The organism is Cupriavidus sp. 09_S30, assembly GCF_056930435.1.
The window spans coordinates 2,070,716-2,096,240 of sequence record NZ_JBXOWI010000002.1; the positions used below are offsets into that span (position 1 = coordinate 2,070,716).

19 protein-coding genes and 1 tRNA gene are annotated in these 25,525 nt (G+C 69.0%); 15 read left to right on the forward strand and 5 right to left on the reverse strand.

The window, feature by feature from the left end; genetic code table 11:
- The first annotated feature begins 288 nt into the window (after positions 1–288).
- Positions 289–705 (forward strand): hypothetical protein, encoded by a 417-nt coding sequence (locus AC1Z3O_RS29500; protein WP_483520026.1) that lies wholly within the window; start codon positions 289–291, stop codon positions 703–705.
- 94 nt (positions 706–799) lie between these two features.
- Here the strand turns inward: AC1Z3O_RS29500 and AC1Z3O_RS29505 are convergent, their stop codons facing one another.
- From AC1Z3O_RS29505 to AC1Z3O_RS29515, 3 genes are all read right to left on the reverse strand, one after another.
- Positions 800–1,549, reverse strand: a complete 750-nt coding sequence (locus AC1Z3O_RS29505) for a ProQ/FinO family protein (RefSeq protein WP_483520028.1) — start codon at positions 1,547–1,549, stop codon at positions 800–802.
- A gap of 164 nt (positions 1,550–1,713) precedes the next feature.
- The gene (locus AC1Z3O_RS29510; protein WP_483520030.1) at positions 1,714–2,415 is read right to left on the reverse strand and encodes a GntR family transcriptional regulator; all 702 of its coding nucleotides are present in this window, start codon (positions 2,413–2,415) and stop codon (positions 1,714–1,716) included.
- A gap of 3 nt (positions 2,416–2,418) precedes the next feature.
- Complete coding sequence (locus AC1Z3O_RS29515; RefSeq protein ID WP_483520032.1) at positions 2,419–4,215, reverse strand: IlvD/Edd family dehydratase; 1,797 nt, start codon at positions 4,213–4,215, stop codon at positions 2,419–2,421.
- Positions 4,216–4,468: 253 nt separating this feature from the next.
- On the opposite strand from AC1Z3O_RS29515, the gene AC1Z3O_RS29520 reads away from it, so the two are divergent.
- On the forward strand, positions 4,469–5,491 hold the full coding sequence (locus AC1Z3O_RS29520; RefSeq protein ID WP_483520033.1) for a tripartite tricarboxylate transporter substrate binding protein: 1,023 nt from the start codon (positions 4,469–4,471) through the stop codon (positions 5,489–5,491).
- 94 nt (positions 5,492–5,585) lie between these two features.
- Here AC1Z3O_RS29520 and AC1Z3O_RS29525 read toward each other — a convergent pair whose 3' ends face one another.
- Positions 5,586–5,921, reverse strand: coding sequence for an antibiotic biosynthesis monooxygenase family protein (locus tag AC1Z3O_RS29525; RefSeq protein WP_483522073.1), 336 nt, complete (start codon positions 5,919–5,921; stop codon positions 5,586–5,588).
- 64 nt (positions 5,922–5,985) lie between these two features.
- A complete protein-coding gene (locus AC1Z3O_RS29530) occupies positions 5,986–6,615 on the reverse strand; it encodes a LysE family translocator (protein ID WP_483520035.1) in 630 nt (209 codons plus the stop codon).
- Positions 6,616–6,751: 136 nt separating this feature from the next.
- On the opposite strand from AC1Z3O_RS29530, the gene AC1Z3O_RS29535 reads away from it, so the two are divergent.
- The 13 genes from AC1Z3O_RS29535 (at position 6,752) to AC1Z3O_RS29595 (ending at position 25,370) form a co-directional block, all read left to right on the forward strand.
- Positions 6,752–8,077 (forward strand): aminotransferase-like domain-containing protein, encoded by a 1,326-nt coding sequence (locus AC1Z3O_RS29535; protein ID WP_483520037.1) that lies wholly within the window; start codon positions 6,752–6,754, stop codon positions 8,075–8,077.
- Between the two features lie 177 nt (positions 8,078–8,254).
- Positions 8,255–11,323, forward strand: coding sequence for a formate dehydrogenase-N subunit alpha (fdnG, locus tag AC1Z3O_RS29540; RefSeq protein WP_483520039.1), 3,069 nt, complete (start codon positions 8,255–8,257; stop codon positions 11,321–11,323).
- A gap of 10 nt (positions 11,324–11,333) precedes the next feature.
- Entirely contained in the window at positions 11,334–12,272 is a 939-nt protein-coding gene (fdxH, locus tag AC1Z3O_RS29545) for a formate dehydrogenase subunit beta (RefSeq protein WP_483520041.1), read from the forward strand.
- Positions 12,259–12,900, forward strand: a complete 642-nt coding sequence (locus tag AC1Z3O_RS29550) for a formate dehydrogenase subunit gamma (RefSeq protein ID WP_483520043.1) — start codon at positions 12,259–12,261, stop codon at positions 12,898–12,900. Before fdxH ends, AC1Z3O_RS29550 begins: the two co-directional genes overlap by 14 nt.
- A 48-nt stretch (positions 12,901–12,948) precedes the next feature.
- Positions 12,949–13,890 (forward strand): formate dehydrogenase accessory protein FdhE, encoded by a 942-nt coding sequence (gene fdhE / locus AC1Z3O_RS29555; RefSeq protein WP_483520045.1) that lies wholly within the window; start codon positions 12,949–12,951, stop codon positions 13,888–13,890.
- Positions 13,880–15,310 (forward strand): L-seryl-tRNA(Sec) selenium transferase, encoded by a 1,431-nt coding sequence (gene selA / locus AC1Z3O_RS29560; protein WP_483520047.1) that lies wholly within the window; start codon positions 13,880–13,882, stop codon positions 15,308–15,310. The genes fdhE and selA overlap by 11 nt, the downstream gene beginning before the upstream one ends.
- Entirely contained in the window at positions 15,307–17,265 is a 1,959-nt protein-coding gene (selB, locus tag AC1Z3O_RS29565) for a selenocysteine-specific translation elongation factor (RefSeq protein ID WP_483520049.1), read from the forward strand. Before selA ends, selB begins: the two co-directional genes overlap by 4 nt.
- Positions 17,266–17,361 (forward strand) — tRNA-Sec (locus tag AC1Z3O_RS29570). It abuts the gene before it with no gap.
- 33 nt (positions 17,362–17,394) lie between these two features.
- Positions 17,395–18,225 carry a formate dehydrogenase accessory sulfurtransferase FdhD gene (gene fdhD / locus AC1Z3O_RS29575; protein WP_483520051.1) on the forward strand — a complete coding sequence of 277 codons (831 nt, stop codon included), beginning with the start codon at positions 17,395–17,397 and terminating at the stop codon, positions 18,223–18,225.
- Positions 18,226–18,759: 534 nt separating this feature from the next.
- Positions 18,760–20,010 (forward strand): efflux RND transporter periplasmic adaptor subunit, encoded by a 1,251-nt coding sequence (locus AC1Z3O_RS29580; RefSeq protein ID WP_483520053.1) that lies wholly within the window; start codon positions 18,760–18,762, stop codon positions 20,008–20,010.
- Positions 20,011–20,027: 17 nt separating this feature from the next.
- Complete coding sequence (locus AC1Z3O_RS29585) at positions 20,028–23,198, forward strand: efflux RND transporter permease subunit (RefSeq protein ID WP_483520055.1); 3,171 nt, start codon at positions 20,028–20,030, stop codon at positions 23,196–23,198.
- 1 nt (position 23,199) lies between these two features.
- Complete coding sequence (locus AC1Z3O_RS29590; RefSeq protein ID WP_483520057.1) at positions 23,200–24,729, forward strand: efflux transporter outer membrane subunit; 1,530 nt, start codon at positions 23,200–23,202, stop codon at positions 24,727–24,729.
- Between the two features lie 77 nt (positions 24,730–24,806).
- The gene (locus tag AC1Z3O_RS29595) at positions 24,807–25,370 is read left to right on the forward strand and encodes an AAA family ATPase (protein ID WP_483520059.1); all 564 of its coding nucleotides are present in this window, start codon (positions 24,807–24,809) and stop codon (positions 25,368–25,370) included.
- Positions 25,371–25,525 lie beyond the last annotated feature (155 nt).

Below are 25,525 nucleotides of genomic sequence, written 5' to 3' on the forward strand. Positions count from 1 at the left end.
CGAATTTATATCACGTTGTGATATATTCAAGCCGTACACCGGACACCATCCACATCGTGGCCAGGCCTTCACTGGATTCATGATGGTCGCCACGACTTAAGCGAGGCTTAAGGACACCGGCCTACGCTAAACATGAAGCCAGGCACATCGCCTGACGCGGTTGGCGACGTATTCGATGTGTGCGATGTATTGCCGGGGAATGCGATGGGAAGGTCGGAACGCTGGCTGCCGCGGGCAGCGGCAACACAAGATCCCGCCAAGGTGGTGCGAAACAGGGTGCGAAAGGGCGTGAGCGGGGGAACGTTCGATCTGCGACGCTGGAAGTTCGAGCACTGGTTCGCGCGCGCATTTCACGGTGAAACCGCACGTTCCATGCCCTGCCGCAGCGATGGCGACTATCTCGATCCACGCGCGCGCCTGGCCTGGCGCGCCTGGTGCGAGGCCGTCGACACGGTGACCGAGATTCCGCCGGACTGGGAACTGCGCGTGGCCGCCGACAGTCCGCTCGCCTACCGGTTCAAGTGGCGGTACGGCATCGAGACCGCCGGGGAACTCGCGCACCGTCTGGCGCATGAACCGCGCCTGTTCGAGATGGCCATGCGCGACGGCTATGTTCGTGTGCGGCGCGAAACGGGCGGCGACGAACACCCGCGCGCACCGGACAGCGGGGCGGGGGAGAAGAGCCCCTTCGATGGCGGACGCTAGCCGCCGGCACCGGCTCGAGACCGGGGTCCGGCAGCCGCGCTTCCGCGCGCGCGAAAGCGCGATGGCGCCCTGCCCCGATCAAGGGGCCAGGGCGTCAGGCGGACTGTGTCGGGGCGGTCTGGGTCGGGGCGGACGACGGTTCGCCGGCCGCGGCGGGCGCGACCTCGACCGGTTGCGTCGTGGCGAGCGTGGCCTCAGCGAGCGTGGCCTCGGCGGGCTTGGCCTCGGCAGGCGTGGCCTCGGCTTGCTTGACCGAACCGTCGCGCGGGCCGCGCCCTCGGCGTTCGCCCTTGTCCGCGCCTTGTCGGCGGGGACCGCGTGATGCCAGCCACTTGGCGCGTTCAGCCTGCGCCGCGGTCACCTCGCCGTCCGGGTTGCCTTGCAGGTCGACCCGCGGGGCGCCCGTCACCATGCAACTCCAGTAGCGGCTGCCCTTGCACCAGGTGGCGAGCGCTTCCTTGAGCTGCGCCTCGGTCAGGCCCAGCTTCTCCTGCTGCGCCACGAGGTCGTGCATGATGCCCAGCTTGAGCGGCAGCTTGGGCTCGGGCTTCTTCGGAAAGGCGCGCGGAAACTGCTTCTGCAGGCGTCGGATCGACTCGATCACCGGATCGACCGGCTCGGCCTTGGCCGCCTGCCTGGCATGCGAGGCCTTGGCATTGGCGTTCGCATTGGGGTTGGCATTGGTCTTGGCGCCACCCCTGCCCTGGCCCTTGCCCGTCGGCTTCGCGCCCGTCGGCTTCGCGCCTGCCGGCTTCGCCTTTGCCGGCGGCTTGTCAGCAGCCGCCTTCTCCTTGGCCTGCGCCGCCAGTTGCGCCTTCAGTGCGGCAAGTTGTTCAAAGCCCATCGTTGCGTCTATTGCGTCTGATCTGGAAATAAGCCCCCATTCTAGCAGGCTGCCCGGCGGCGGCTCGCTCGCCGGCAACGAGCAGGCCGCGCCAGCGCTGGCCTGGGTCCCCGTTCCACGGCCGCCTGGCCAGGAAAATGGTCAGTTAATTGCAGATCAGGGCGTTAGCGCCGCTCGGCAGCGCCGCTGCGCTCGCGCTCGGCGGCCAGGTAAGCGTCGCGGGCAGGCTGCAGGTGCTGGCGGCACAGGGCGACCAGTTCCTCGCGGCGCCCCTCGCGCAGCGCCTCGATCATCGCCCAATGCTCCTGCCGCGCGCGCTCCCGGTAGGCTGCGGTCGCCAGCGAGCCGAAGCGGATCGGATGGGTGCGCCGCGCATATTCGCCGATCGCCTGCTGCAGCACCGCGTTGTCGGTCAGCGAGAACAGCTCGCGGTGGAATTGCTGGTTGATACGGAACACGGCGCGCGCATCGCCCGCCGCCACGGCCGCGTCGTGCCGCTGCTGCACTGCCACCAGTTCCTTGAGCCGCGCCGCCGGCACCGGCAGCGGAATCAGCGCGGCGGCATGCGCCTCGAGCAACTCGCGCAGCCCGAACAGTTCCATGACCTCATGGGTGGCGAAGGCGCGCACGACCGCGCCGATATTGCGCCGGCGCTCCACCACGCCCATCTGCTCGAGCATGGACAGGGCCTGCCGCACCAGGTGCCGCTTCAGCCCGAAACGGGCCATCAGCTCGTCCTCGGTCAGGCGCTCGCGCGGATGCAGGCGGCCGAAGACGATGTCTTCCTCGATCGTGTCGATAGCCAGCTGCAGCGCATCTGCCCCGGCCTCGGCGCCGCTCTCGTCGGTGGTGGTTTCATCGGCCATGGCTCAACGCTCGCGCGGCACGGTTTCCACGGTCTGCTCCGCGCGCAGGAAATCGAAGTCGACGCCCTGGTCCGCCTGCGTCACGGTGTCGAGGAAGAGCTTGCGATAGCCGCGCGCGGCCTGCGGGCGCGCCACCGGCTGCCCGGCGGCGCGGGTGGCCAGCTCGGCATCGTCGACCAGCAGCGCAATTTCCCGGCGCGACACCGACAGGCGGATACGGTCGCCGCTGCGCACATGCGCGAGCGGCCCGCCGATGGCAGCCTCCGGCGTCACATGCAGCACGATGGTACCAGCCGCGGTGCCGCTCATGCGCCCGTCCGAGACGCGCACCATGTCCTTGACGCCGGCGCGCGCCAGCTTCTTCGGAATCGGCATATAGCCGGCCTCCGGCATGCCCGGCGCGCCGGTGGGCCCGATGCGCTTGAGCACCAGGATGTCGTCGGCCTTGACGTCTAGGTCTTCGTCGTCGATGCGGCGCGCCATGTCTTCCGCATCCTCGAACACCACGGCACGGCCTTCGTGCTCCATCAGCCCCGCATCGGCCGCGGACTGCTTGATGATGGCGCCGCCCGGCGCGAGATTGCCGCGCAGCACGGCCAGCCCGCCCGCCGGGTAGATCGGCTCGGCGCGGGAGCGGATCACGTCCTGCGCAAAGGGCGGCGGTGCCGCGTCCAGCTCCTCGCCGAGGGTGCGGCCGGAGACGGTCAGCGCGTCCAGGTGCAGCAGCGGACGCAGTTCGCGCAGCAGCGCCGGCATGCCTCCGGCCTTGTGGAAGTCTTCCATGTAGTGCTGGCCCGACGGCTTCAGGTCTACCAGCACGGGCGTTTCGCGGCTCATGCGGTCGAGCCCGGCCAGGTCGATATCGATGCCGAGCCGGCCCGCGATGGCCGTCAGGTGCACGATGCCGTTGGTCGAGCCTCCGATCGCCAGCAGCACGCGCAGCGCGTTCTCGATGGCCTTGCCGGTCAGGATCCGGTCCGGCGTCAGGCGCGCGGCCGCCATGGCCACGGCAGTGGTGCCGGTGCGCTCGGCCACGCGGATGCGGTCCGCGGTAACTGCCGGGGCCGAAGCGCCGCCGGCCACCATCATCCCAAGCGCCTCGGTCAGGCAGGCCATCGTGCTGGCCGTGCCCATCACCGAGCAGGTGCCCACGCTGGCCACCAGCTGGTTGTTGACGTCGGCGATCTCGGCACCGTCGATCTCTTCGGCACGGAAGCGCCCCCAGTAGCGGCGGCAATCCGTGCATGCGCCCACGCGTTCGCCTCGGTGCGCGCCGGTCAGCATCGAGCCGGTGACGAGCTGGATCGCCGGCACACCCGCCGATGCCGCGCCCATCAACTGCGCGGGCACGGTCTTGTCGCAGCCGCCGATCAGCACCACCGCGTCCATCGGTTGGGCGCGGATCATCTCCTCGGTGTCCATCGACATCAGGTTGCGCAGGTACATGCTGGTCGGCGCGGAGAAGCTCTCATGCACCGAAATGGTCGGGAAATCCACCGGCAGCCCGCCGGCCAGCATCACGCCGCGCTTGACCGCCTCCACCAGTTGCGGCGCGTTGCCATGGCAAGGGTTGTAGCTGCTGCCCGTGTTGACGATGCCGATGACCGGGCGCGACAGCGCGTCGTCGGTGTAGCCCGCGCCCTTGATGAAGGCCTTGCGCAGGAAGAGCGAGAAACCGGTGTCCCCGTAGTTGGTCAGGCCCTTGGCCAGTCCCTGCGTGCTGCGGCCGGCGGACGGTTGCGCTGCCTGCGGCGTGTCGGCCGCATCGTTCTGGGCGCTTGGGCGCTTGTCGGAGGACATCCGGTATCTCCAATAATATTATTGATAATCGAGGCGCACAGCTTAGCTGGCAAGACGGGGCGGAGGCAAGCCCGGCATCGGCCGGCGGAAATTAATTGAAATCTGAGATCAGTCGATAGAAAGATTCTGATTCTTCTATCAAGAGACGTTTCATACACTAGGCCTCGATGTTGAGCCGGGCATCATCGGCGCGGCGGCGATGCGCCACCGCCCTTCCCTTCGATTCCAATGGATCCCGGCACAGGAGACCTTCATGCCCAGCCTCTTGAGCATGCCCGGCCGCGCCCGCACGGGCGCGCGGCGCGCCCTGCTTTTGTCCTCGCTGGCGGCATGCGCCAGCCTGCTGCTGGCGCCGGCCATCGCCGCCGCCGCCGACTACCCCACCAAGCCGATCCGCCTGGTCGTGCCCTATCCGCCCGGCGGCGCCACCGACGTCATCGGCCGCACGCTGGCACAGCAGCTGACGACCACGCTCGGCCAGCAGGTGGTGGTGGACAACCGCGCCGGCGCCGCCGGCAACATCGGCGCCGAGCTGGTGGCCAAGTCGCCCGCCGACGGCTACACCCTGCTGATGGGCGCGCTGACGAGCCATGCCATCAACGCTGCGCTGTACAAGAGCCGCGTGCCCTACGACCTCGAGAAGAGCTTCGCGCCGATCGCCATCGTCGGCACGGTGCCGCTGGTCTTCGTGGTCAATCCCTCGGTCAAGGCGAACACCTTGCCCCAGCTGGTCGAACTGGCCAAGTCCAAGCCCGGCAGCATCACCTTTGGCTCGGCCGGCAATGGTTCACCGCAGCATCTGGCGGGCGAGCTGTTCAAGCACATGACCGGCGTCGACATGCTGCACGTGCCCTACAAGGGCAGCGGCCCGGCCATGACCGACCTGATCGGCGGCCAGGTGCTGAGCATGGTGGAAACGGTGCCGGCAGCCCAGTCCTTCATCAAGGGCGGCAAGATCCGCGCGCTGGCCGTCACCAGCAACGAGCGTGTCAGCACGCTGCCCGACGTGCCCACCGCGGCCGAGGCGGGCCTGAAGGACTTCGAGGTCAGCTCGATGTTCGGCATCGTGGCGCCGGCCGGCACGCCGGCGCCCATCATCAACCGGCTCAGCGCGGACCTGAAGAAGATCCTCGCGGAGCCGGATGTCAAGGCGACGCTGCTCAAGCAGGGCGCGATCGCCACCTGGACCACGCCGGCGCAGACCGGGGCCAGGATCAAGACCGAGATGACGCGGTGGACCGCGGTAATCCGGGATGCGGGGGTCAAGCCGGAGTAAGCATCGGGCCGGCTTGACGCAAGCGGGGCGGTACGGGGCAGGGCAGCATGGCTGCTGCGCCCCGTACCGCCCCTTCTTGCTGATGGCCGGCCGCTCAGGCCGCGGCCGCGCGGCTGTCGGGCACGGGGTGCGGCAGCTTGCCGTCACCATAGGCCCGCTCAACCCGCGACACCACCACGTGGTAGCCCTCGTACCAGCGGCGGTACTGGCGCTTGGCGGCGAGGTGGCGGGGATGGCTGGCGAAGGCCTGCAGCGAGTCGAGATCGCGCCAGTAGTAGGTGGCGTTGGCCATGCTGCCGTCGGGCGAGCGCCACGACTCGGCACCGGCGAAGCCCGGGATGCCGGCGGCCACGTCGTCGATGATGGCGCTCAGGCGGTGAAAGGTCTCGTCGGCCTGGCCTGGCTTGTAGATGAAGGCAGCGATATACATAGACATGGGATGGACAAGGCTCGATTGGCCTGGGTTGAGGAATCCGGTCATGCCTGGGCCCGTCTCAGCCGGGGCGCTGCATCAGCACCAGGCGCAGCGCGAGCAGCAGCAGCACCGCGGCCAGGCCGCCGGACTGCAGCCGGGCCATGCGCGGCCTGGCGGCCAGCAGGCGGCGCGCGGTGCCGCCGAGCACGCCCAGCGCGCCGTGGTAGGCCAGGCTGATCGCCGTCAGCACGCAGCCCAGCATCAGCAACTGGGGCGCGACGGGACCGCGTCCGGGCTCGGCGAATTGCGGCAGGAACACCATAAAGAACAGCAGTGCCTTCGGGTTCAGCAGGCAGTTCAGCATGCCGCGCACGAACACCGCCGGCAGCGAAGCCTGCATCGCCACCGCCGCGCCCGAGCCGCGCGACGGGCGCAGGGCCTTGGCGGCCAGCCACAACAGGTAGGCGGCGCCGGCATAGCGGACCGCGTCGAATGCCGGTGCCCAGGCAGCGACCAGTGCCGTGATGCCGGTCGCGGTCAGCCCGGTGAGGACCAGATCGGCGGCCGCGATGCCCAGCGAAGCGGCGATGCCGCCGCCGAAGCCGAAGGCAGCGCCGTGCGCCACGACGAAGGCCATGTTCGGGCCGGGCGACAGCATCAGCAGCAGCACGGCGCCGGCAAAGATCGACAGGGTGGCGGGATCGGGCATCGGATGGGCCTGGAAGCATGGATGACGCGGTCAGGCTAAACTCCGCACCTGGTACGGACAAGAAATTGTCCTAGATACATTCGACCACAATCGACCGCTCCCGAGGCCACCTCCACCACCACCTCCTCCGCCACCGATGGGCATCACCCGCTACAAGACCATCGTCGACGCCTTAGCCGGGCGCATCCGCGCCGGCGAACTGCCGCCCGGCACCCGCCTGCCCGCCGTGCGCGCCCTGATGAAGCAGCACCGCATCGCGCTGGCCACCGCCACGCGCGTCTACGCGGAACTCGAGGCAGCCGGCCTGGTGGTGGGCGAGACGGGCCGCGGCACCTTCGTGCGCGACACCACCCTGCCGCGCGGACTGGGCCTGGAGCAGCAGCCGCTGGCATCGGGCGCGGTCGACCTGACCTTCAACTATCCGGCCCTGCCGGGCCAAGCGGAGCTGCTGCGCGACGGCCTGCGCGCCCTTACCGCTTCGGGTGACCTCGACGCCCTGCTGCACTCGGCGCCCCAGGGCGGCCGCCCCCATGAACGGCAGACCGTCGCGCGGCACCTGCGCAACCGCGGCATACGGGTGCCGGCCGGACAGGTGCTGATCGTCAACGGCGCGCAGCAGGGACTGGCGGTGGCGACCATGGCGCTGCTGCGCCCCGGCGACGTGCTCGCCGTCGACGCCCTGACCTATCCGGGCATGAAAACCCTGGCCCAGGCCAGCCGCATCGACCTGGAACCGCTGCCCATGCTGGCCGGCGGCCCGGACCTGGCGCGGCTGGAAGCACTGTGCCGGCGCCGCCCGGTGCGCGCCGTCTACACCATGCCCACCATGCACAATCCGCTGGGCCTGGTGATGGCCGAGGCGGAGCGTGCCCGGCTTGCCGCCATCGCGCAGCGCTACGACCTGCTGATCATCGAGGACGGCGCCTATGCCTTCCTGGCCGAACCGGCGCCGGCGCCGGTCTTCAACCATGCGCCGCAGCGCACCATCTATGTCTCGGGCCTGTCCAAGAGCGTGGCTTCCGGACTGCGGCTGGGCTTCGTGGCCGCCCCGCCTGAGCTGGTACCGGCGCTGGAGCGCGCGATCCGCGTATCGACCTGGAACACGCCTTCACTGATGGTGGCGCTGGCTTGCAACTGGATCGAGTCGGGCACGGTCGATGCGCTGGAGGCACGCAAGCGCAGCGACGCACGGCGCCGCCAGGCCCTGGCGCGGCGCGTGCTGCGGGGCCACCACATCAGCGCGCACCCGTCGTCCTACTACCTGTGGCTATCCTTGCCGGAGGACGTGCGCGCCGACGGCGTCGCCGCGTCGCTGGAGCGTGCCGGCGTGCTGGTGACGACGGCCGAGCCATTCTCCGTCGGGCCGTCGGCGCCGCAGGCCTTGCGCGTGGCGCTGGGCTCGATCTCGATGGACGCCCTGGACGCCGCGCTGCGCAAGGTCGCCGTCGCCGCCGCAGGCTGAGGCGCCCGCGCACAGCACAGCACAGCACCCCGCATTGTGCATAGCACAAGAAAGGCCGCCCACGCGGCAGTCGGGGGAGTCTCCCATAGTGTTTGCTGCGCCACCTGACCTATACTCCAAGGCAGTCATGCCCGCGCACGGCACAGGCCACAGACGCGATGACGAGGAGGTGTCCCCATGGTTACGATGAACCGGCGCCAGTTCCTTAAAGTGACAGGCGCCTCCCTCGCGGGATCGAGCCTCGCGCTGCTCGGCTTCGCGCCCGAGACAGCGCTGGCCGAGGTGCGCGCCTTCAAGCTGGCGCGCGCCACCGAGACGCGCAACACCTGCCCCTACTGCTCGGTGGCCTGCGGCCTGCTGATGTACAGCCTGGGCGATGGCGCCAAGAATGCCAAGGCCAGCATCATCCATATCGAGGGCGACCCCGACCATCCGGTCAACCGCGGCACGCTGTGCCCGAAGGGTGCGGCGCTGATCGACTTCATCCACAGCCCCAGCCGGCTGACGCAGCCCGAGTACCGCGCCCCCGGCTCCGACAAGTGGCAGCCCATTGCCTGGGACGACGCGCTCGATCGCATCGCCCGGCTGATGAAGCAGGACCGCGACGCCAACTTCGTCGAGAAGACGGCGGACGGCCTCACCGTCAACCGCTGGCTGAGCACCGGCATGCTGGCCGCATCGGCCAGCAGCAATGAAGTCGGCTACCTGACCCACAAGGTCATTCGCAGTTTCGGCATTCTCGGATTCGACAACCAGGCACGTGTCTGACACGGCCCGACGGTGGCAGGTCTTGCCCCGACGTTTGGCCGCGGCGCGATGACGAACCATTGGGTCGACATCAAGAACGCTGACGTAATCGTGATCATGGGCGGCAATGCCGCCGAGGCCCACCCATGCGGATTCAAATGGGTGACCGAGGCCAAGGCGCACAACAAGGCGCGCCTGATCGTGATCGACCCGCGCTTCACGCGCTCCGCCTCCGTGGCCGACCTGTACGTGCCGATCCGCACCGGCACCGACATCGTCTTCCTCGGCGGCGTGATCCGCTACCTGCTGGCCAACGACAAGATCCAGCACGATTACGTGAAGAACTACACGGACTTGAGCTTCATCGTGCGTGAGGACTTCGCCTTCGACCAGGGCCTCTTCTCCGGCTACAACGCCGGGAAGCGCAGCTACGACAAGACTTCGTGGGACTACGAGACGGGCGAGGACGGCTACGTCAAGACCGACCCGACGCTCGCCCACCCGCGCTGCGTCTACAACCTGCTCAAGCAGCATTACGCGCGCTACACACCGGAGATGATCGAGCGCGTCTGCGGCACGCCGCAGGACAAGTTCAATACCGTCTGCGAGATGATGGCGTCCACCGCCACGCCCACGCGCGCCATGACCATCATGTACGCGCTGGGCTGGACGCAGCATTCGATCGGCTCGCAGATGATCCGCACCGGGGCCATGGTGCAGCTGCTGCTGGGCAATATCGGCATCGCCGGCGGCGGCATGAACGCGCTGCGCGGCCACTCCAATATCCAGGGCCTGACCGACCTGGGCCTGATGACCAACCTGCTGCCGGGCTACCTGACGCTGCCCTCCGAGCAGGAACAGGACTACGACAAGTACATCGCCGCGCGCGCCCCCAAGCCGCTGCGGCCGAACCAGCTCAGCTACTGGCAGAACTACGGCAAGTTCCACGTCAGCCTGATGAAGGCGTGGTGGGGCGATGCCGCCACGGCGGAGAACCACTGGGCCTTCGACTACCTGCCCAAGCTGGACAAGTCCTATGACCTGCTGCAGGTCCTGGAACTGATGAACCAGGGCAAGATGACCGGCTATCTCGCACAGGGCTTCAACCCGCTGGCGGCGGCGCCGAACAAGGCCAAGGTGATGCGCGGCTTGTCGCAGCTGAAGTTCCTGGTGGTGATGGACCCGCTGACCACCGAGACCTCGGAGTTCTGGCGCAACGCCGGCGAACACCACGACGTCGATCCTTCAAAGATCCAGACCGAGGTGTTCCGCCTGCCCACATCCTGCTTCGCCGAGGAAAACGGCACCCTGGTAAATTCGGGGCGCTGGCTGCAATGGCACTGGAAGGGCGCGGAGCCGCCGGGCCTGGCGCGCACCGACATCGAGATCATGTCGGCCCTGTTCCTGCGCCTGCGCCAGTTGTACCAGAAGGACGGAGGCAAGTTCCCCGACCCGATCGTCAACCTGTCCTGGCCCTATGCCAATGCGGCCAGCCCCACGCCGGAAGAGATTGCCATGGAGTACTCCGGGCGCGCGGTGACCGACCTCGCCGACCCGAAGGATCCGGGCAAGATCCTGCGCCGTGCCGGCGAGCAATTGTCCGGCTTCGCCGAGCTGCGCGACGACGGCAGCACGCTGTCCGGCTGCTGGATCTTCTGCGGCGCCTGGACGTCCGCGGGCAACCAGATGGCGCGCCGCGACAACGCCGACCCCACCGGCATCGGCCAGACGCTGGGCTGGGCCTGGGCCTGGCCGGCCAACCGGAGAGTGCTCTACAACCGCGCCTCCTGCGACCTCACCGGCAAGCCCTTCAATCCGGCGCGCAAGCTGGTCAGCTGGAACGGCAAGAGCTGGGGCGGCGCCGACGTGCCCGATTTCAAGATCGACGAGGATCCGGCGCACGGCATGGGGCCCTTCATCATGCTGCCCGAGGGCGCGGCGCGCTTCTTTGCGCGCGACAACATGGCCGAGGGGCCCTTCCCCGAGCACTACGAGCCCTTCGAGAACCCGCTGGGCTACAACCTGCTGAACGGCAAGCGGCCGGAAGCCACCAGCAACCCGGCGGCGCGCGTGTTCAAGGACGACTGGGCCGCCTTCGGCAAGGCTGATGCCTTCCCGCACGTGGCCACCACCTACCGGCTGACCGAGCACTTCCACTACTGGACCAAGCACGCGCACATCAATGCCGTGCTGCAGCCCCAGCAGTTCGTCGAGATCGGCGAGGCGCTGGCCAAGGAGATCGGCATCGTCGCCGGCGACAGAGTCAAGGTCAGCTCCAACCGCGGCTACATCAAGGCCGTGGCGGTGGTGACCAAGCGCCTCAAGCCGCTGCTGATCGACGGCCGCATGGTGCACACGGTCGGCATCCCCATCCACTGGGGCTTCACCGGCATGGCCAGGCCGGGCTTCCTGGCCAACACGCTGACGCCCTTCGTCGCCGACGGCAACTCGCAGACGCCGGAGTTCAAGTCCTTCCTGGTGAAGGTCGAGAAGGCATAGGAGAGGCGCGATGGCACTGCAATCCCTTGACATCAAGCGCCGCTCGGCCACCACCACGCCCTCCCCACAGGCGCGGCAACCCGCCGCCGGCGAGGTGGCCAAGCTGATCGACACCACCAAGTGCATCGGCTGCAAGGCCTGCCAGGCCGCCTGCATGGAATGGAACGACCTGCGCGACGAGGTCGGCACCAACGTCGGCGTCTACGACAATCCGGCGGACCTGTCCGCGCAGTCGTGGACGGTGATGCGCTTTGCCGAGTACGAGAACGCGAACGGCAACCTGGAGTGGCTGATCCGCAAGGACGGCTGCATGCACTGCGAGGATCCCGGCTGCCTGAAGGCCTGCCCCTCGCCAGGCGCGATCGTGCAGTACACCAACGGCATCGTCGACTTCCACGAGGAGAACTGCATCGGCTGCGGCTACTGCATCACCGGCTGCCCGTTCAACATCCCGCGCCTGTCCAAGACCGACCACAAGGTCTACAAGTGCACGCTGTGCTCGGACCGGGTCGGCGTGGGCCTGGAGCCGGCCTGCGTCAAGACCTGTCCCACCGGCGCCATCGTCTTCGGCACCAAGGAGGACATGAAGGCGCACGCGGCCGAGCGCATCGTGGACCTGAACTCGCGCGGCTTCGACAAGGCCGGCCTGTACGATCCGGCCGGCGTGGGCGGCACCCACGTGATGTACGTGCTGCATCATGCCGACAGGCCCTCCCTCTATTCCGGGCTGCCGGACGCACCGCGCATCAGCCCACTGGTCGGCCTGTGGAAAGGCGTAGCCAAGCCGATCGCGGTGGCCGGCATGGTGCTGGCGGCGCTGGCCGGCTTCTTCCATTACATCCGCGTGGGCCCGAACGAAACCGGGCCGGAGGACGAGGACGCCGCAAAGAAGGAACCCACCCGCGGGGACGGCGCGGACAGCCAGGAGAAGCGCGATGAAACCCGATGACAAGCCCGGCCTGGTCCAGCGCTACACGGCGGGCGAGCGCATCACACACTGGATCGTCGCCATCACCTTCGTGCTGCTGGCGCTGTCCGGGCTGGCGCTGTTCCATCCGTCGATGTTCTGGATGAGCAACCTGCTCGGCGGCGGCACCTGGACCCGCATCCTGCACCCCTTCCTCGGCATCGTCATGGCGCTGGCCTTCGCCGTGCTGGCGCTGCGCATGTGGCGCCACAACCTGCTGACGCACGCCGACCGCGCCTGGCTCGGCCACCTGGGCGACGTGATCAACAACCGCGAGGAGGCCCTGCCCGAGGTGGGCCGCTACAACGGAGGGCAGAAGCTGCTCTTCTTCTTGATGGTCGTCTGCATGCTGTTGCTGCTGCTGAGCGGCATCGTGATCTGGCGCGCCTACTTTTCGCAGTACTACTCCATCGGGATAATCCGTGCCGCCTCGGTCCTGCACGCCATTTGCGCCTTCGTGCTGATTTGCGGCATCATTGTCCACATCTACGCGGCACTGTGGATCAAGGGCTCCGTCAGGGCGATGACACGTGGCACAGTGACCCGCGGATGGGCCTGGAAGCACCACCGCGCGTGGTTCCGGGAAGTCTTCAGGCAAGGCAATAAATAGCGCCGGCCGGATGCCCATGCGCCGGCCGGCCTCCTCTGTGGAGGGGTCATGGCGCAGCGCATCCTGCAACCCCACGAAATCGAATCGCTCGACCATGTCGCGCTGGCGCGGCTGCGGCTGCCGGCCCGCGGCGAGGTCTTCGCCGCACGCGCCGCCCGCCTGCGGCAGCTCGCCGCCGGCAACCCGATCGGCCCCTACCTCGATGTGATGGGCACGCTTGTCGCCGCCCAGCACGAGATCGCCCAGGCCCTCCCCGTTCCCGCGCCCGAGCCGCGCGACATCGAACTCGCGCTGGAGCACGGCATGCCGCCCTTGGCGGCGGCGGGCGGGCAGGCGCAGGGCGCCTGGCACGCCGCACTGGCAGGCCTGCTCGAGCGGCTGGGCAAGGCGCCCGGGCTGCCCGCGCCGGCGCTGCGGACCCTGGCGCGGCTTGGCGAATTGCCGGCGCGCGCGCTGGAGGAACAGGCCCAGGCCCTGCTGGCCGCCCGCGACGCCGAGGTCGACGCCGCCCTCGCGCCCTTCCTGATGGCCGCGCTGCAGGTCAGCTGGACCAGCCAGGCCAGCCAGTTGCGCGAGAAAGACGTGCCGCTGCTCGATGTGGCGGGCGTCTGCCCGGTCTGCGGCACGCTGCCGGTGGCCAGCATCGTGCGCATCGGCGGCCGCTACCAGGGCCTGCGCTACCTGCATTGCGCGCTGTGCGCCAGCGAATGGCATATGGTGCGCGTCAAATGCAGCCACTGCGAATCCACCAAAGGCATCGGCTACTACACGCTCGAAGGCGGCAGCGAGGCCGTCAAGGCCGAGTCCTGCGACCACTGCCACAGCTACCGCAAGATCTGCTACATGGAAAAGGATCCGCTGGTCGACCCGCTGGCGGACGATCTCGCCAGCCTGGCGCTGGACGTGCTGATGGGAGAAGCCGGCTATGCGCGCGCCAGCGCCAACCCCCTGCTGTGGCAGGCGAGCACGGAGGCGGCCGATGGCAGTTAGCGGGCACGCCATGGCCGGCCCGGTGGCGATTCCCTCTGTCGACCGCCTGCTGAACACCGAAGCCCTCCAACCCCTGCTGGCACGGTACGGCCGCACCCAGGTCACCGCTGCCCTGCGCCAGCTGCTCGACACCTGCCGAGACGCCGCCGTGGACGGCCGGCTCGACCTGCGTGCGCTGGAGGACACGGCGCTGGCCGAAGCGCTGGCGACGGACCTGGCCGCGGCCGCCCGGCCCCGCTTGCGCGCGGTCTACAACCTGACCGGCACCGTGCTGCATACCAACCTGGGCCGCGCGCTGCTGCCGCAGGATGCGGTCAGCGAGGTGGTGCAGGCGCTCACCGCCCCGGCGAACCTGGAGTTCGACCTAGATACGGGCGGCCGCGGCGACCGCGACGACCTCGTCGCGGACCTGCTGTGCGAGCTGACCGGCGCCGAGGCCGCGACTGTAGTCAACAATAACGCGGCGGCAGTGCTGCTGATGCTGAACACGCTGGCGCAGCGGCGGGAAGTGGTAGTGTCGCGCGGCGAACTGGTAGAGATCGGCGGGGCCTTCCGCATCCCGGACATCATGCAGCGCGCCGGCGCGCGGCTGGTGGAGGTCGGCACCACCAACCGCACGCATCCGCACGACTACGCCGACGCCGTCGGCCCGCGCACGGCGCTGCTGATGAAGGTGCATTGCAGCAACTACCAGATCAGCGGCTTCACGCGCAGCGTGGAGGTGGCCGAGGTGGCGGCGCTGGCGCGCCCGCGCGGCGTGCCGGTAGTGGTGGACCTGGGCAGCGGCACGCTGGTCGACCTGCGCCGCTGGGGCCTGCCGGGCGAGACCACGGTGCGCGAGACCATCGAGGCCGGCGCCGACCTGGTGACCTTCAGCGGCGACAAGCTGCTGGGCGGCCCGCAGGCGGGGCTGATCGTCGGCCGTGCCGAGCTGGTGCGCAGGATCAAGAAGAATCCGCTCAAGCGCGCGCTGCGCGTGGGCAAGCTGACGCTGGCCGCGCTGGAGCCGGTGCTGCGGCTGTACCGCTCGCCCGAGCGGCTGGCGCAGACGCTGCCCACGCTGCGCCTGCTGACCCGCCCCGCCGCCGAACTTCAGGCGCAGGCGGAGCGCCTGTGCCCGCTGCTCGCGCCGGCGCTGGGCGAGGACTACCGCATCGCGGCCATGCCCATGTTCAGCCAGATCGGCAGCGGTGCGCTGCCGGCCGGCCAGCTCTCCAGCCACGGCCTGCATATCACCGCCGCCGGCGCCCGGCGCGGCGCCGGCGGCAGGCAGCTGCAGCGGCTGGAAGCCGCCCTGCGCAAGCTGCCCCGCCCCGTGCTCGGCCGCATCGGCGAGCAGGCGCTCTGGCTGGACCTGCGCTGCCTGGAGCCGCAGGACGAAGCCGCTTTCCTTGCCCAGTGGCGGGCACTGCGGCCATGATCGTCGGCACCGCCGGCCACATCGACCACGGCAAGACCACGCTGGTGCGCGCGCTGACGGGCGTCGACACCGATCGCCTCAAGGAAGAGAAGGCGCGCGGCATTTCCATCGAACTGGGCTATGCCTACACACCGCTGCCCGATGGCGAGGTGCTGGGCTATATCGACGTGCCCGGCCACGAACGCCTCATCCACACCATGGCGGCCGGCGCCAGCGGCATCGATCTGGCGCTGCTGGTGGTGGCCGCCGACGACGGGGTGATGCCGCAGACCCGCGAGCATGTCGCCATCCTCGAACTGCTGGGCGTGCGCCGTGCCGCGGTGGCGCTGACCAAGGCCGACCGTGTCGACGCGCAGCGGCTCGAAGCGGCCCGGGCCGAAATCGCGACACTGCTGACGCCCACGGCCTTCGCCGGGGCGCCGGTGTTCGCGCTCGATGCCACGCAGGCCGACGACGCCGGCGTGGCGGCGCTGCGCGCGCACCTGCACGCCGCTGCGCAGGCGCTGGCGCCACGCGCCGATGGCGGGCTGTTCCGCCTGGCCATCGACCGCGTCTTCACGCTGCCCGGCTATGGCACGGTCGTCACCGGCACCGTCTTCGGCGGACAAGTGCGCGCCGGCGACCTGCTGTGCCTGGCGCCGTCCGGCCTGCCCGTGCGCGTGCGCGGCATCCACGCCCAGCAGCGCCCGGCCCAGGCCGGCCTCGCCGGCCAACGCTGCGCGCTGAACCTGGCCGGCGTCGACAAGGATGCCATCGCACGCGGCGACTGGGTGGTCGACCCGGCCCTGCTGGCAGCCACCACGCGGCTCGACGTCAGGCTGGCGCTGCTGCCTGGCGCCGAGCACGGGCTGGCCCAGTGGGCGCCGCTGCATGTGCACCTTGGCACCACGCACCGCCTGGCCAATGTCGTGCTGCTCGAAGGCGAGACGCTCGAGCCCGGCGGCCAGGCCTTCGCGCAACTGGTGTTCGCCGCGCCGCTCTGCGCCTGGCCCGGCGACCGCTTCATCGTGCGCAATGCGCAGGCGACCCGCACCGTAGGCGGCGGCGGCGTGCTCGATCCCTTCGCCCCCGAGCGCCGGCGCCGTTCCCCGCAGCGGCTGGCGTGGCTGCGCGCGCTGGAGCAACTGGCGGGCACCGGCGCGCTCGCGCCGCTGCTGGCGCAATCGCCGCAGGGCATCTCGGTGGCGCGGCTGCGCTGCCTGAGCACGCGCGCACCCGAGACCTGGCACCTGCCGGACGACGCCATGCGCATCGGCTCGCCCGGCCAGAGCGAGGCCAGCATCGTCCTGGCCGGGCACTGGCTGGGCCTGCAGACCCGCGCGCTGGAAGCACTGGCCGCTTTCCACGCGCGCCAGCCCGACGCGCCCGGCCCTGACGGCGGCGCGCTGCGCCGCATCGCCTTTGCCAGCGCAGCCGTGCCGGATACGGTGTGGGCCGCCCTGGTCGAGACGCTGCTCGGGTCCGGCAGGATCCGGCGGCAAGGCGCCTGGCTGCAACTGCCCACGCATTCGACCAGCCTGAGCGCGCCGGAGCTGGCCCTGTCCCAGCGCGTGCTGCCGATGCTGGCGGCCGACGGCGACGACCCGCCCTGGGTGCGCGACCTCGCCCGCGCGCTGCAAGTGCCCGAAGACGCCATGCGCCAGCTTTTGCGCAAGATGGCCCGCCAAGGCCTGGTCCACCAGGTCGTGCCCGATCTGTTCTATGACGGCGCGCGCGTGCAGGCGCTGGCCGCAAGAGTGGCCACGCTGGTGGCGCGCGACGGCAGCATCGACGCAGCCACCTTCCGCGATGCCGTCGGACTGGGCCGCAAGCGCGCGATCCAGGTTTTGGAATTCCTCGATCGTGTCGGTTACACTCGGCGTGTCGGCAATGCGCGCGTGCTGCGCCCCGACAGCCAGTGGCAAGCGAATGGCAATCCGGAGCAGCCCACCGCCATTCGGGATAGTGCGCCGTGAGGAAGGCATGCGTATCCGGTGATGCGGCCGGGCTTCAAATCCGGTTGGGGGCGTCAGCCGTTCCCAGGTAGGTTCGACTCCTACTGCTTTCCGCCATCGATTCGAGGGCAAGTCCACCGAGGGAAGGCCATGCTCCCTGAGATGCAACCCGAACGCACCGGAACCCGGCGCTTTGCCATCGTCCGGCATCAAGGCGATGCGCGCACGGCGGACGCCGACGACGTCTGCGAGGAATTGCCGGTCGCCCTGGTCTTCAACGGCATTTCGCACGCGGTCATGATGGTCACGCCGTGCGACCTGGAAGCCTTCGCCACCGGCTTCGCCCTGACCGAGGGCCTGGTCTCGCGCATCAACGACATCTACGACATCGAGGTGCTGCTGCATGCCGACAGCGCGGAGGTGCAGCTCACCGTCGCGCAACCGGCCTTCCTGGCACTCAAGGACAGGCGGCGCACGCTGGCCGGACGCACGGGCTGCGGGCTATGCGGCATCGAAAGCCTGCAGATGCTCGACCTGACCCCCGCACCGATCGCGCGCCCGCTGCCGCAGATGCCGCTGGGCCCGGCACTGGCGCGCGCCTGCCAGGAGCTGCCCGCGCACCAGACGCTGATGGCCGCCACCGGTGGCGCGCATGCCGCAGCCTGGTGCGGGCTCGACGGCGGCATCCTGCGCACCTTCGAAGACGTTGGCCGCCACAACGCCCTCGACAAGCTCGTCGGCTCCCTCGCGCAGGACGGCGTCGACCTGAGCCGCGGCTTCGTCTTCCTGTCCAGCCGCGCCAGCTACGAGCTGGTGCGCAAGGCCGCGCGCATGGGCATCCCCATGCTGGCGACGATCTCCGCGCCCACCTCGCTGGCCATCGATATCGCCCGGCAGGCGGGCATGCGGCTGGTGAGCTTCTGCCGCGACGGCAACTTCGTCGAGTACGCGGACGGCTCGCCACCTGGCGGCGCGAGCTAGCGGCCGGGCTGTGCACGCCTGGCGTGCGCACGCCGCCCTCCGGCATGCCACGTGCGCCATCCGTTTCTTGCATTGTGTGCTGCGTGATCTAAAGTGATGCAATGGATTCCGCGGCATCCTGGCGGCGCAGTCCGTAGCGCCGCGGCACCCAGCGTGCTGCACGATGGCAAGCCCGGCAATGCCGGCACAGAGTTCCTATTCCAGATGCCCGCCAACCGCTCGCAGCCCCACCCCACCCCGCCCGGCCCGCGGCCATCCGTTGCGCCGCCTTTCCTGCAAGCACCCGCCACCGGTGGGGCGCCACCGGGCGTACCATGCCTGTCATGCCTGTCATGCGCGTGACGCATGGGGGATCAACCATCGCCTGATTCCCCCGCAGGCGGCCAACCCGTGTCGATCGCAGTGTCCGGTCCTGCCGCAGACAGATCCCTGTCGAATCCCCCGCCGTTCGCCGTGGGCGGCGCGGCAGCGCCAGAGCGGCTCCGTGCGCAACCTGATCCACCGTACTCACCGTACTGAAGCTGAGGTTCCTTTATGCGTGTCGAACGGGTTCCACTCCTCCTGGCCTGTGCCGCGACGGCCGCCACCGTGCTCTCGGCATGCGGGAAAAAGCCGGTTGCCCCGCCGGCCCAGATGCCCGAGGCCGGCGTCTATACGGTGCAGACCACGCCGGTACCCGTGATCAGCGAACTGCCGGGCCGCACCAACGCCTTCCTGGTCGCGCAGGTGCGTGCCCGCGTGGACGGCATCGTGCTGCGCCGCGTGTTCACGGAAGGCGACGACGTCAAGGCCGGCCAGCTCCTCTATAAGATCGACCCGCAGCCCTATATCGCGACGCTCAACAGCGCCAAGGCCTCGCTGGCCAAGGCGCAGGCCAACGTGGCCACGCAACAGGCGCTGGTGCAGCGCTACAAGGTGCTGGTGGCCGGCAACGCGGTCAGCAAGCAGGACTATGACAACGCCGTGGCCGCGCTGGGCCAGGCACAGGCCGACGTGGCCGCTGGCAAGGCCGCGGTCGACACCGCGCAGATCAACCTGGGGTACACGGATGTGACCTCGCCCATCACCGGGCGCACCGGACTGTCGCAGATCACGCCCGGCGCCTACGTGCAGGCCAGCCAGGCGACCCTGCTGACCACCATCCAGCAGCTCGACCCGATCTACGTCAACCTGACCCAGTCCAGCGTGGAGGGCCTCAGGCTGCGCCGCCAGGTGCAGGAGGGACGGCTGCAGACAGGCGGGCCCAATGCGGCCAAGGTGACGCTGCTGCTGGAGGATGGGCGCACCTACACCGAGCTCGGCAGACTGCAGTTCACCGATGTCAGCGTGGACCAGACCACCGGCTCGGTGACCGTGCGCGCGATCTTCCCGAACAAGAGCGGTGTGCTGCTGCCCGGCATGTTCGTGCGCGCGCGCATCGACGAAGGTATCAACGACAGGGCCATCATCGTGCCCCAGATCGGCGTTACCCACGACCAGAAGGGACAGCCGGTGGCACTGGTGCTCGACAAGGACAACAAGGTCGCATTGCGCCAGCTGGTCACCTCGGGCACCTTTGGCAGCTACTGGGTGGTCGACAATGGACTGAGCCCCGGCGAGCGCGTCGTCGTCAACGGCGTCGAGAAGGTCAAGCCGGGCATGACCGTCAAGCCTGTCGCGCCCAGGCTGCCGACCGAGGCCGCTTCCGGCGCGCAGGCGGCCCCGCCTGCCGCGACGGCGCTGGCACCGGCACAGGCGCCGGCCGGCGCCAGCGCATCGGCCGCGCCGGCGGCAGCCGCGTACTAAGGTAGGGAGCCGGCGCCATGGCAAAGTTCTTCATCGACCACCCGATCTTCGCCTGGGTGATCGCCATCATCCTGATGCTGGCCGGGCTGGCATCGATCATCACCCTGCCGATCGCGCAGTACCCGACCATCGCGCCGCCCGCGGTGCAGATCAGCGCGACCTATCCGGGCGCCTCCGCCAAGACCGTGGAGAACACGGTGACGCAGGTGATCGAGCAGCAGATGAGCGGCCTCGACCACCTGCTCTACCTGTCCTCCACCAGCGACGACTCCGGCACCGCCACCATCACGCTGACCTTCGCTCCCGGCACCAACCCGGATATCGCGCAGGTGCAGGTGCAGAACAAGCTCCAGCTTGCCACGCCGCTGCTGCCGCAGGTCGTGCAGCAGCTCGGCACGAAGGTGACGAAATCCAGCAGCAGCTTCCTGCTGGTGCTCGCCTTCGTGTCCAAGGACGGCAGCATGACCCGCTATGACCTGGCGAACTACGTGGCCTCCAACGTGCTCGACCCGATCAGCCGCATCGACGGCGTCGGCACGGTGACCCTGTTCGGCTCGCAGTATGCGATGCGGATCTGGCTGGATCCGACCAAGCTGAACAATTACAGCCTGACGCCGCTCGACGTCAGCGCCGCGGTGCAGGCGCAGAACGTGCAGGTGGCGGGCGGCAGCCTGGGCGGCACGCCGTCCGTGCCGGGCCAGATGCTGCAGGCCACCATCACCGAGGCCACGCTGCTGCGGACGCCCGAGGAGTTCGGCGATATCCTGCTCAAGGTCAACACCGATGGCTCCCAGGTACGGCTCAAGGACGTGGCGCGCATCGAGCTGGGCGGCGAGACCTACAACTTCGACACGCAGTACAACGGCCGGCCGACCGCCGCCTTCGGCATCCAGCTCGCCACGGGTGCCAATGCCCTGCGCACGGCCCAGGCGGTGCGCGACAAGATCGCCGCCCTGTCGAGGTACTTCCCCAACGCCCTGGTGGTGGAGTACCCCTACGACATCACGCCCTTCGTCAAGCTGTCGATCGAGGAAGTGGTCAAGACACTGTTCGAAGGCATCGCGCTGGTGTTCCTGGTGATGTACCTGTTCCTGCAGAACCTGCGTGCGACGCTGATCCCGACCATCGCCGTGCCGGTGGTGCTGCTGGGTACCTTCGCGGTGATGTCGGTGGTCGGCTTTTCCATCAACACCCTGTCGATGTTCGGGATGGTGCTGGCCATCGGCCTGCTGGTGGACGACGCCATCGTGGTGGTGGAGAACGTCGAGCGGGTCATGGCCGAGGAAGGGCTCTCGCCGCGCGACGCCACCCGTAAGGCGATGGGGCAGATCACCGGCGCGCTGGTCGGCGTGGCACTGGTGCTGTCCGCGGTGTTCGTGCCGGTGGCCTTTTCCGGCGGCTCGGTCGGCGCCATCTACCGCCAGTTCTCGCTGACCATCGTGTCGGCCATGATCCTGTCGGTGATGGTGGCCCTGATCCTGACGCCGGCACTGTGCGCGACCATGCTCGAGCCCATCCCGCAGGGACATCACGAGGAGAAGACAGGATTCTTCGGCTGGTTCAACCGCACCTTCTCCGCCAGCCAGAAGCGCTACCACGGCGGCGTCCAGCACGTGATCCGCCGCTCCGGGCGCTGGCTGATCATCTACCTGATGGTGATCGCCGTGGTCGCCGTGCTCTTCCTCAAGCTGCCCAAGTCCTTTCTGCCGGAAGAAGACCAGGGCTCGATGTTCGTGCTGATACAGGCGCCGGTCGGCTCGACGCAGGAGCGCACGCAGAAAGTGCTCGACGATGTGCGCCGCTACCTGCTCGAGGACGAGCACGAATCGGTGGAAGCGGTGCTGACGGTCAACGGCTTCAGCTTCGCGGGCCGCGGGCAGAACTCGGGCCTGGCCTTCGTGCGGATGCGGGACTGGAGCGTGCGCAAGTCAGCCAACCTCAAGGTACCGGCGCTGATCGGCCGCATGTTTGCGCACTTCGCCCCTTACAAAGATGCCATGGTGTTCCCGGTCAACCCGCCTTCGATCCCGGAACTCGGCACGGCCTCGGGCTTCGACTTCGAACTGCAGGACCGCGCCGGGCTCGGCCACGAGAAGCTGATGGAATCCCGCAATATGCTGCTGGGCATGGCGGCGAAGGACCCCTCGCTGGCACAGGTGCGGCCCAACGGCCTGAACGACACGCCGCAGTTCAAGATCAACGTCGATCGCGAGAAGGCGAATGCGCTCGGCATCACCACCGCCGTGATCGACCAGACCTTCTCGATCGCCTGGGCCTCGCAGTACATCAACAACTTCCTCGACATCGACAACCGCATCAAGAAGGTCTATGCGCAGGGTGATGCGCGCTTCCGCATGACTCCCGAGAACCTGAACTACTGGTATGTGCGCAACGCCGCCGGCACCATGGTTCCGTTCAGCGCCTTCAGCACCGGGCAATGGATCTACGGCTCGCCCAAGCTGGAACGCTTCAACGGCATTCCCGCCGTGGAGATCCAGGGCACGGCGGCGCCGGGCAAGTCGACCGGACAGGCCATGTCGGCGGTCGAGGCCATCGCGGCCAAGTTGCCCGATGGTATCGGCTACGAGTGGACCGGCCTGTCCTACCAGGAGCGGCAGTCCGGTTCGCAGGCGCCCATCCTGTACGGCATCTCCATCCTCTTCGTGTTCCTGTGCCTGGCCGCGCTCTATGAAAGCTGGTCGATCCCGTTCTCGGTGATCATGGTGGTGCCGCTCGGCGTGGTCGGCGCGCTGCTGGCCACCACGCTGCGCGGCCTGCAGAACGATGTGTTCTTCCAGGTCGGCCTCCTGACCACGGTGGGCCTGTCGGCCAAGAATGCGATCCTGATCGTCGAGTTCGCACGCGATCTGCGCGACCAGGGCATGTCCTCCGTCGACGCTGCGGTGGAAGCGGCACGGCTGCGGCTGCGCCCCATCCTGATGACCTCGCTGGCCTTCGTCCTCGGCGTGACGCCGCTGGCCGTCAGCAATGGCGCGGGCTCGGGCAGCCAGCATGCGATCGGCACGGGCGTGATCGGCGGCATGCTGACGGCGACCTTCCTGGCCATCTTCATGATTCCGATGTTCTTCGTCGTGATCAGCCGCTTCAGCAAGCAGAAGACCAAGCCGGCCCCGGCCTCCCCGCCCGGCGGTCCCGGCGGCGCGGCTGAGCCAACGGAAGGACAATGACATGCGCAGACAGACACTGAGCGCCGCCTGCACCGCACTGCTCGCACTGCTCGCGTCCGGCTGCACGCTCGCGCCGCACTACGAGCGGCCCGCGGCGCCGGTAGATGCCACCTTCCCGCAGGGCGGCGTCTACGACCGCCAGCTCGATGCCGCGGCCGCGGCCGACAAAAGCCGCAGCGCCGCGGGAATGGCCGCCGTGGACATCGGCTGGCGCGACTTCTTTGCCGACTCTCGCTTGCAGCGACTGGTCGGGATCGCGCTGCGCAACAACCGTGACCTGCGTGTCGCCGTGCTGAACGTGGATGCCACGCGTGCGCAGTACCAGATCGTGCGCGCGGCCCTCTTTCCCGCCGTCGCCGCGTCCGGGTCGATGACCCGGACGCATACCCCCGAAAACCTGTCCATCACCGGGCGCACGATCACCACGCAGTATTCGGTCGAGCTCAACGTGTCCTGGGAGATCGACTTCTTCGGCCGCATCCGCAGCCTGAAGGACCAGGCGCTGGCCCAATACCTGGCGCAGGCTGAGAACCGCAAGGCAGCGGAGATCGCGCTGGTATCCTCGGTCGCCGACCAGTACCTGACCATGCTGGCCTTCGACGACGCGCTGGCCGTCACGCGCAACACGCTGGTGACGGCGGAGGAATCGTTCCGCATCACCAAGCTACAATTCGACACCGGAACCGGCTCCGAACTGGACCTGCGCCAGGCCGAAGGCGTCGTCGAGCAGGCGCGCGCCAACCTCGAATCGCAGCTGCGGCTGCGCGCCCAGGCGGAGAACGCGCTGGTCCTGCTGATCGGCGAGCCGCTGCCGCCCGACCTGCCGCCGGGACTGCCGCTGGACAGCCAGAACCTGCTTGCCGACATTCCCGCCGGCCTGCCCTCCGACCTGCTGACGCGACGGCCCGACATCGCCGCGGCCGAACACGTGCTGCAGGGCGCCAACGCCAATATCGGCGCGGCGCGCGCGGCCTTCTTTCCGCGCGTGACGCTGACCGGCAGCGGCGGCACGCTGTCGCCCACCTTCGGCGGCCTGTTCAAGCCGGGCTCGGGTGCCTGGTCGTTCACGCCGCAGATCACCCTGCCGATCTTCGAAGGCGGGCAGAACATCGCCAACCTCGACCTGGCGCATGTGCAGAAGCGCATCGATATCGCCAACTACGAAAAGGCGATCCAGAGCGCCTTTCGCGAAGTCGCGGACGGCCTGGCCGCGCGCGCCACCTTTGACAACCAGATCCGCTCGCTGGGCAGCTTCACCAATTCGCAGCGCCGGCGGCTGGAGTTGTCGGACATGCGCTACCGCAACGGCGTAGACAGCTATCTCGCCGTGCTGACGGCGCAGAACGACCTCTATGTCGCGCAGCAATTGCTCATCTCGGCCCGCCTGCAGCGGCTGACCAACCTGGTCGACCTGTACCGGTCCCTCGGCGGCGGCTGGATCGAGCATAGCGGCGAGGCGCCGCGCCCGTCCGATGCGCCGGCGGACTACGCCCAGGCCCCGGCCTCTGGCACGGTCCCGACCACGCCATGACCCGGCGGCCCGGGCACGCCCGGCCTTCGCGCCGCACGCGCGTCGGCGGCTACCTACCCAACTCGAAAGAACACACCATGCCCATCGACGCCAACGAAGCGTCCCGCTTTATCGTCCTGACCGGCGGCCCCGGCGCAGGCAAGAGTACCCTGATCGACTCTCTGGCCCGGGGCGGCCACGCCCGCACCGACGAGGCCGGGCGCGGCGTGATCCAGGACCAGTCCGCCATCGGCGGCCGGGCGCTGCCCTGGCACGACCCCGCTGCCTTCGCCGAGCAGATGCTCGGCTGGGAGATGCGCTCCTACCGGCTGGCCCGGCAGCAGGCCGGCCGGGTCTTCTTCGACCGCGGCATGCCCGACGTGGCCGGCTACCTGCGCCTGCTCGGCCTGCCGGTGCCGCCCCACGTCGAGCGCGCTGCGCGCGCCTTCCGCTATCGCCGCCAGGTCTTCCTGCTGCCGCCCTGGCGCGAGATCTTCGCCCAGGACGCCGAACGGCGGCAGGACTTCGATGAGGCGGTGCGCACCTGCGAGGCGATGCGCGCCACCTACGCGGACTACGGCTACGAGCTGGTCGAGGTGCCGCACGCCGGGGTGCGCGAGCGGGTGGACTTCGTGCTGACGCGGCTGGATGACCTACGCTGATGCCAGCGGCCCAAAGCATGTGGCGGGACCCGGAAGTGACCAGCACAACACGCCGGCAATTGACCTGGGTCAGATGTCGGCAAAGCGCCATCCGATAAGGTTGCGGCATTGGCAGGCATTGGCACCACGCGCCATGGCTCAGAACAACAACACCC

Coding starts and splice junctions, on each gene's coding strand:
- AC1Z3O_RS29505 (WP_483520028.1), bottom strand. CDS start 1,549: ATGGGCTTTGAACAACTTGCCGCACTGAAGGCGCAACTGGCGGCGCAG.
- AC1Z3O_RS29510 (WP_483520030.1), bottom strand. CDS start 2,415: ATGGCCGATGAAACCACCACCGACGAGAGCGGCGCCGAGGCCGGGGCA.
- AC1Z3O_RS29515 (WP_483520032.1), bottom strand. CDS start 4,215: ATGTCCTCCGACAAGCGCCCAAGCGCCCAGAACGATGCGGCCGACACG.
- AC1Z3O_RS29520 (WP_483520033.1), top strand. CDS start 4,469: ATGCCCAGCCTCTTGAGCATGCCCGGCCGCGCCCGCACGGGCGCGCGG.
- AC1Z3O_RS29525 (WP_483522073.1), bottom strand. CDS start 5,921: ATGTATATCGCTGCCTTCATCTACAAGCCAGGCCAGGCCGACGAGACC.
- AC1Z3O_RS29530 (WP_483520035.1), bottom strand. CDS start 6,615: ATGCCCGATCCCGCCACCCTGTCGATCTTTGCCGGCGCCGTGCTGCTG.
- AC1Z3O_RS29535 (WP_483520037.1), top strand. CDS start 6,752: ATGGGCATCACCCGCTACAAGACCATCGTCGACGCCTTAGCCGGGCGC.
- fdxH (WP_483520041.1), top strand. CDS start 11,334: ATGGCACTGCAATCCCTTGACATCAAGCGCCGCTCGGCCACCACCACG.
- AC1Z3O_RS29550 (WP_483520043.1), top strand. CDS start 12,259: ATGAAACCCGATGACAAGCCCGGCCTGGTCCAGCGCTACACGGCGGGC.
- fdhE (WP_483520045.1), top strand. CDS start 12,949: ATGGCGCAGCGCATCCTGCAACCCCACGAAATCGAATCGCTCGACCAT.
- selA (WP_483520047.1), top strand. CDS start 13,880: ATGGCAGTTAGCGGGCACGCCATGGCCGGCCCGGTGGCGATTCCCTCT.
- selB (WP_483520049.1), top strand. CDS start 15,307: ATGATCGTCGGCACCGCCGGCCACATCGACCACGGCAAGACCACGCTG.
- fdhD (WP_483520051.1), top strand. CDS start 17,395: ATGCTCCCTGAGATGCAACCCGAACGCACCGGAACCCGGCGCTTTGCC.
- AC1Z3O_RS29580 (WP_483520053.1), top strand. CDS start 18,760: ATGCGTGTCGAACGGGTTCCACTCCTCCTGGCCTGTGCCGCGACGGCC.
- AC1Z3O_RS29585 (WP_483520055.1), top strand. CDS start 20,028: ATGGCAAAGTTCTTCATCGACCACCCGATCTTCGCCTGGGTGATCGCC.
- AC1Z3O_RS29590 (WP_483520057.1), top strand. CDS start 23,200: ATGCGCAGACAGACACTGAGCGCCGCCTGCACCGCACTGCTCGCACTG.
- AC1Z3O_RS29595 (WP_483520059.1), top strand. CDS start 24,807: ATGCCCATCGACGCCAACGAAGCGTCCCGCTTTATCGTCCTGACCGGC.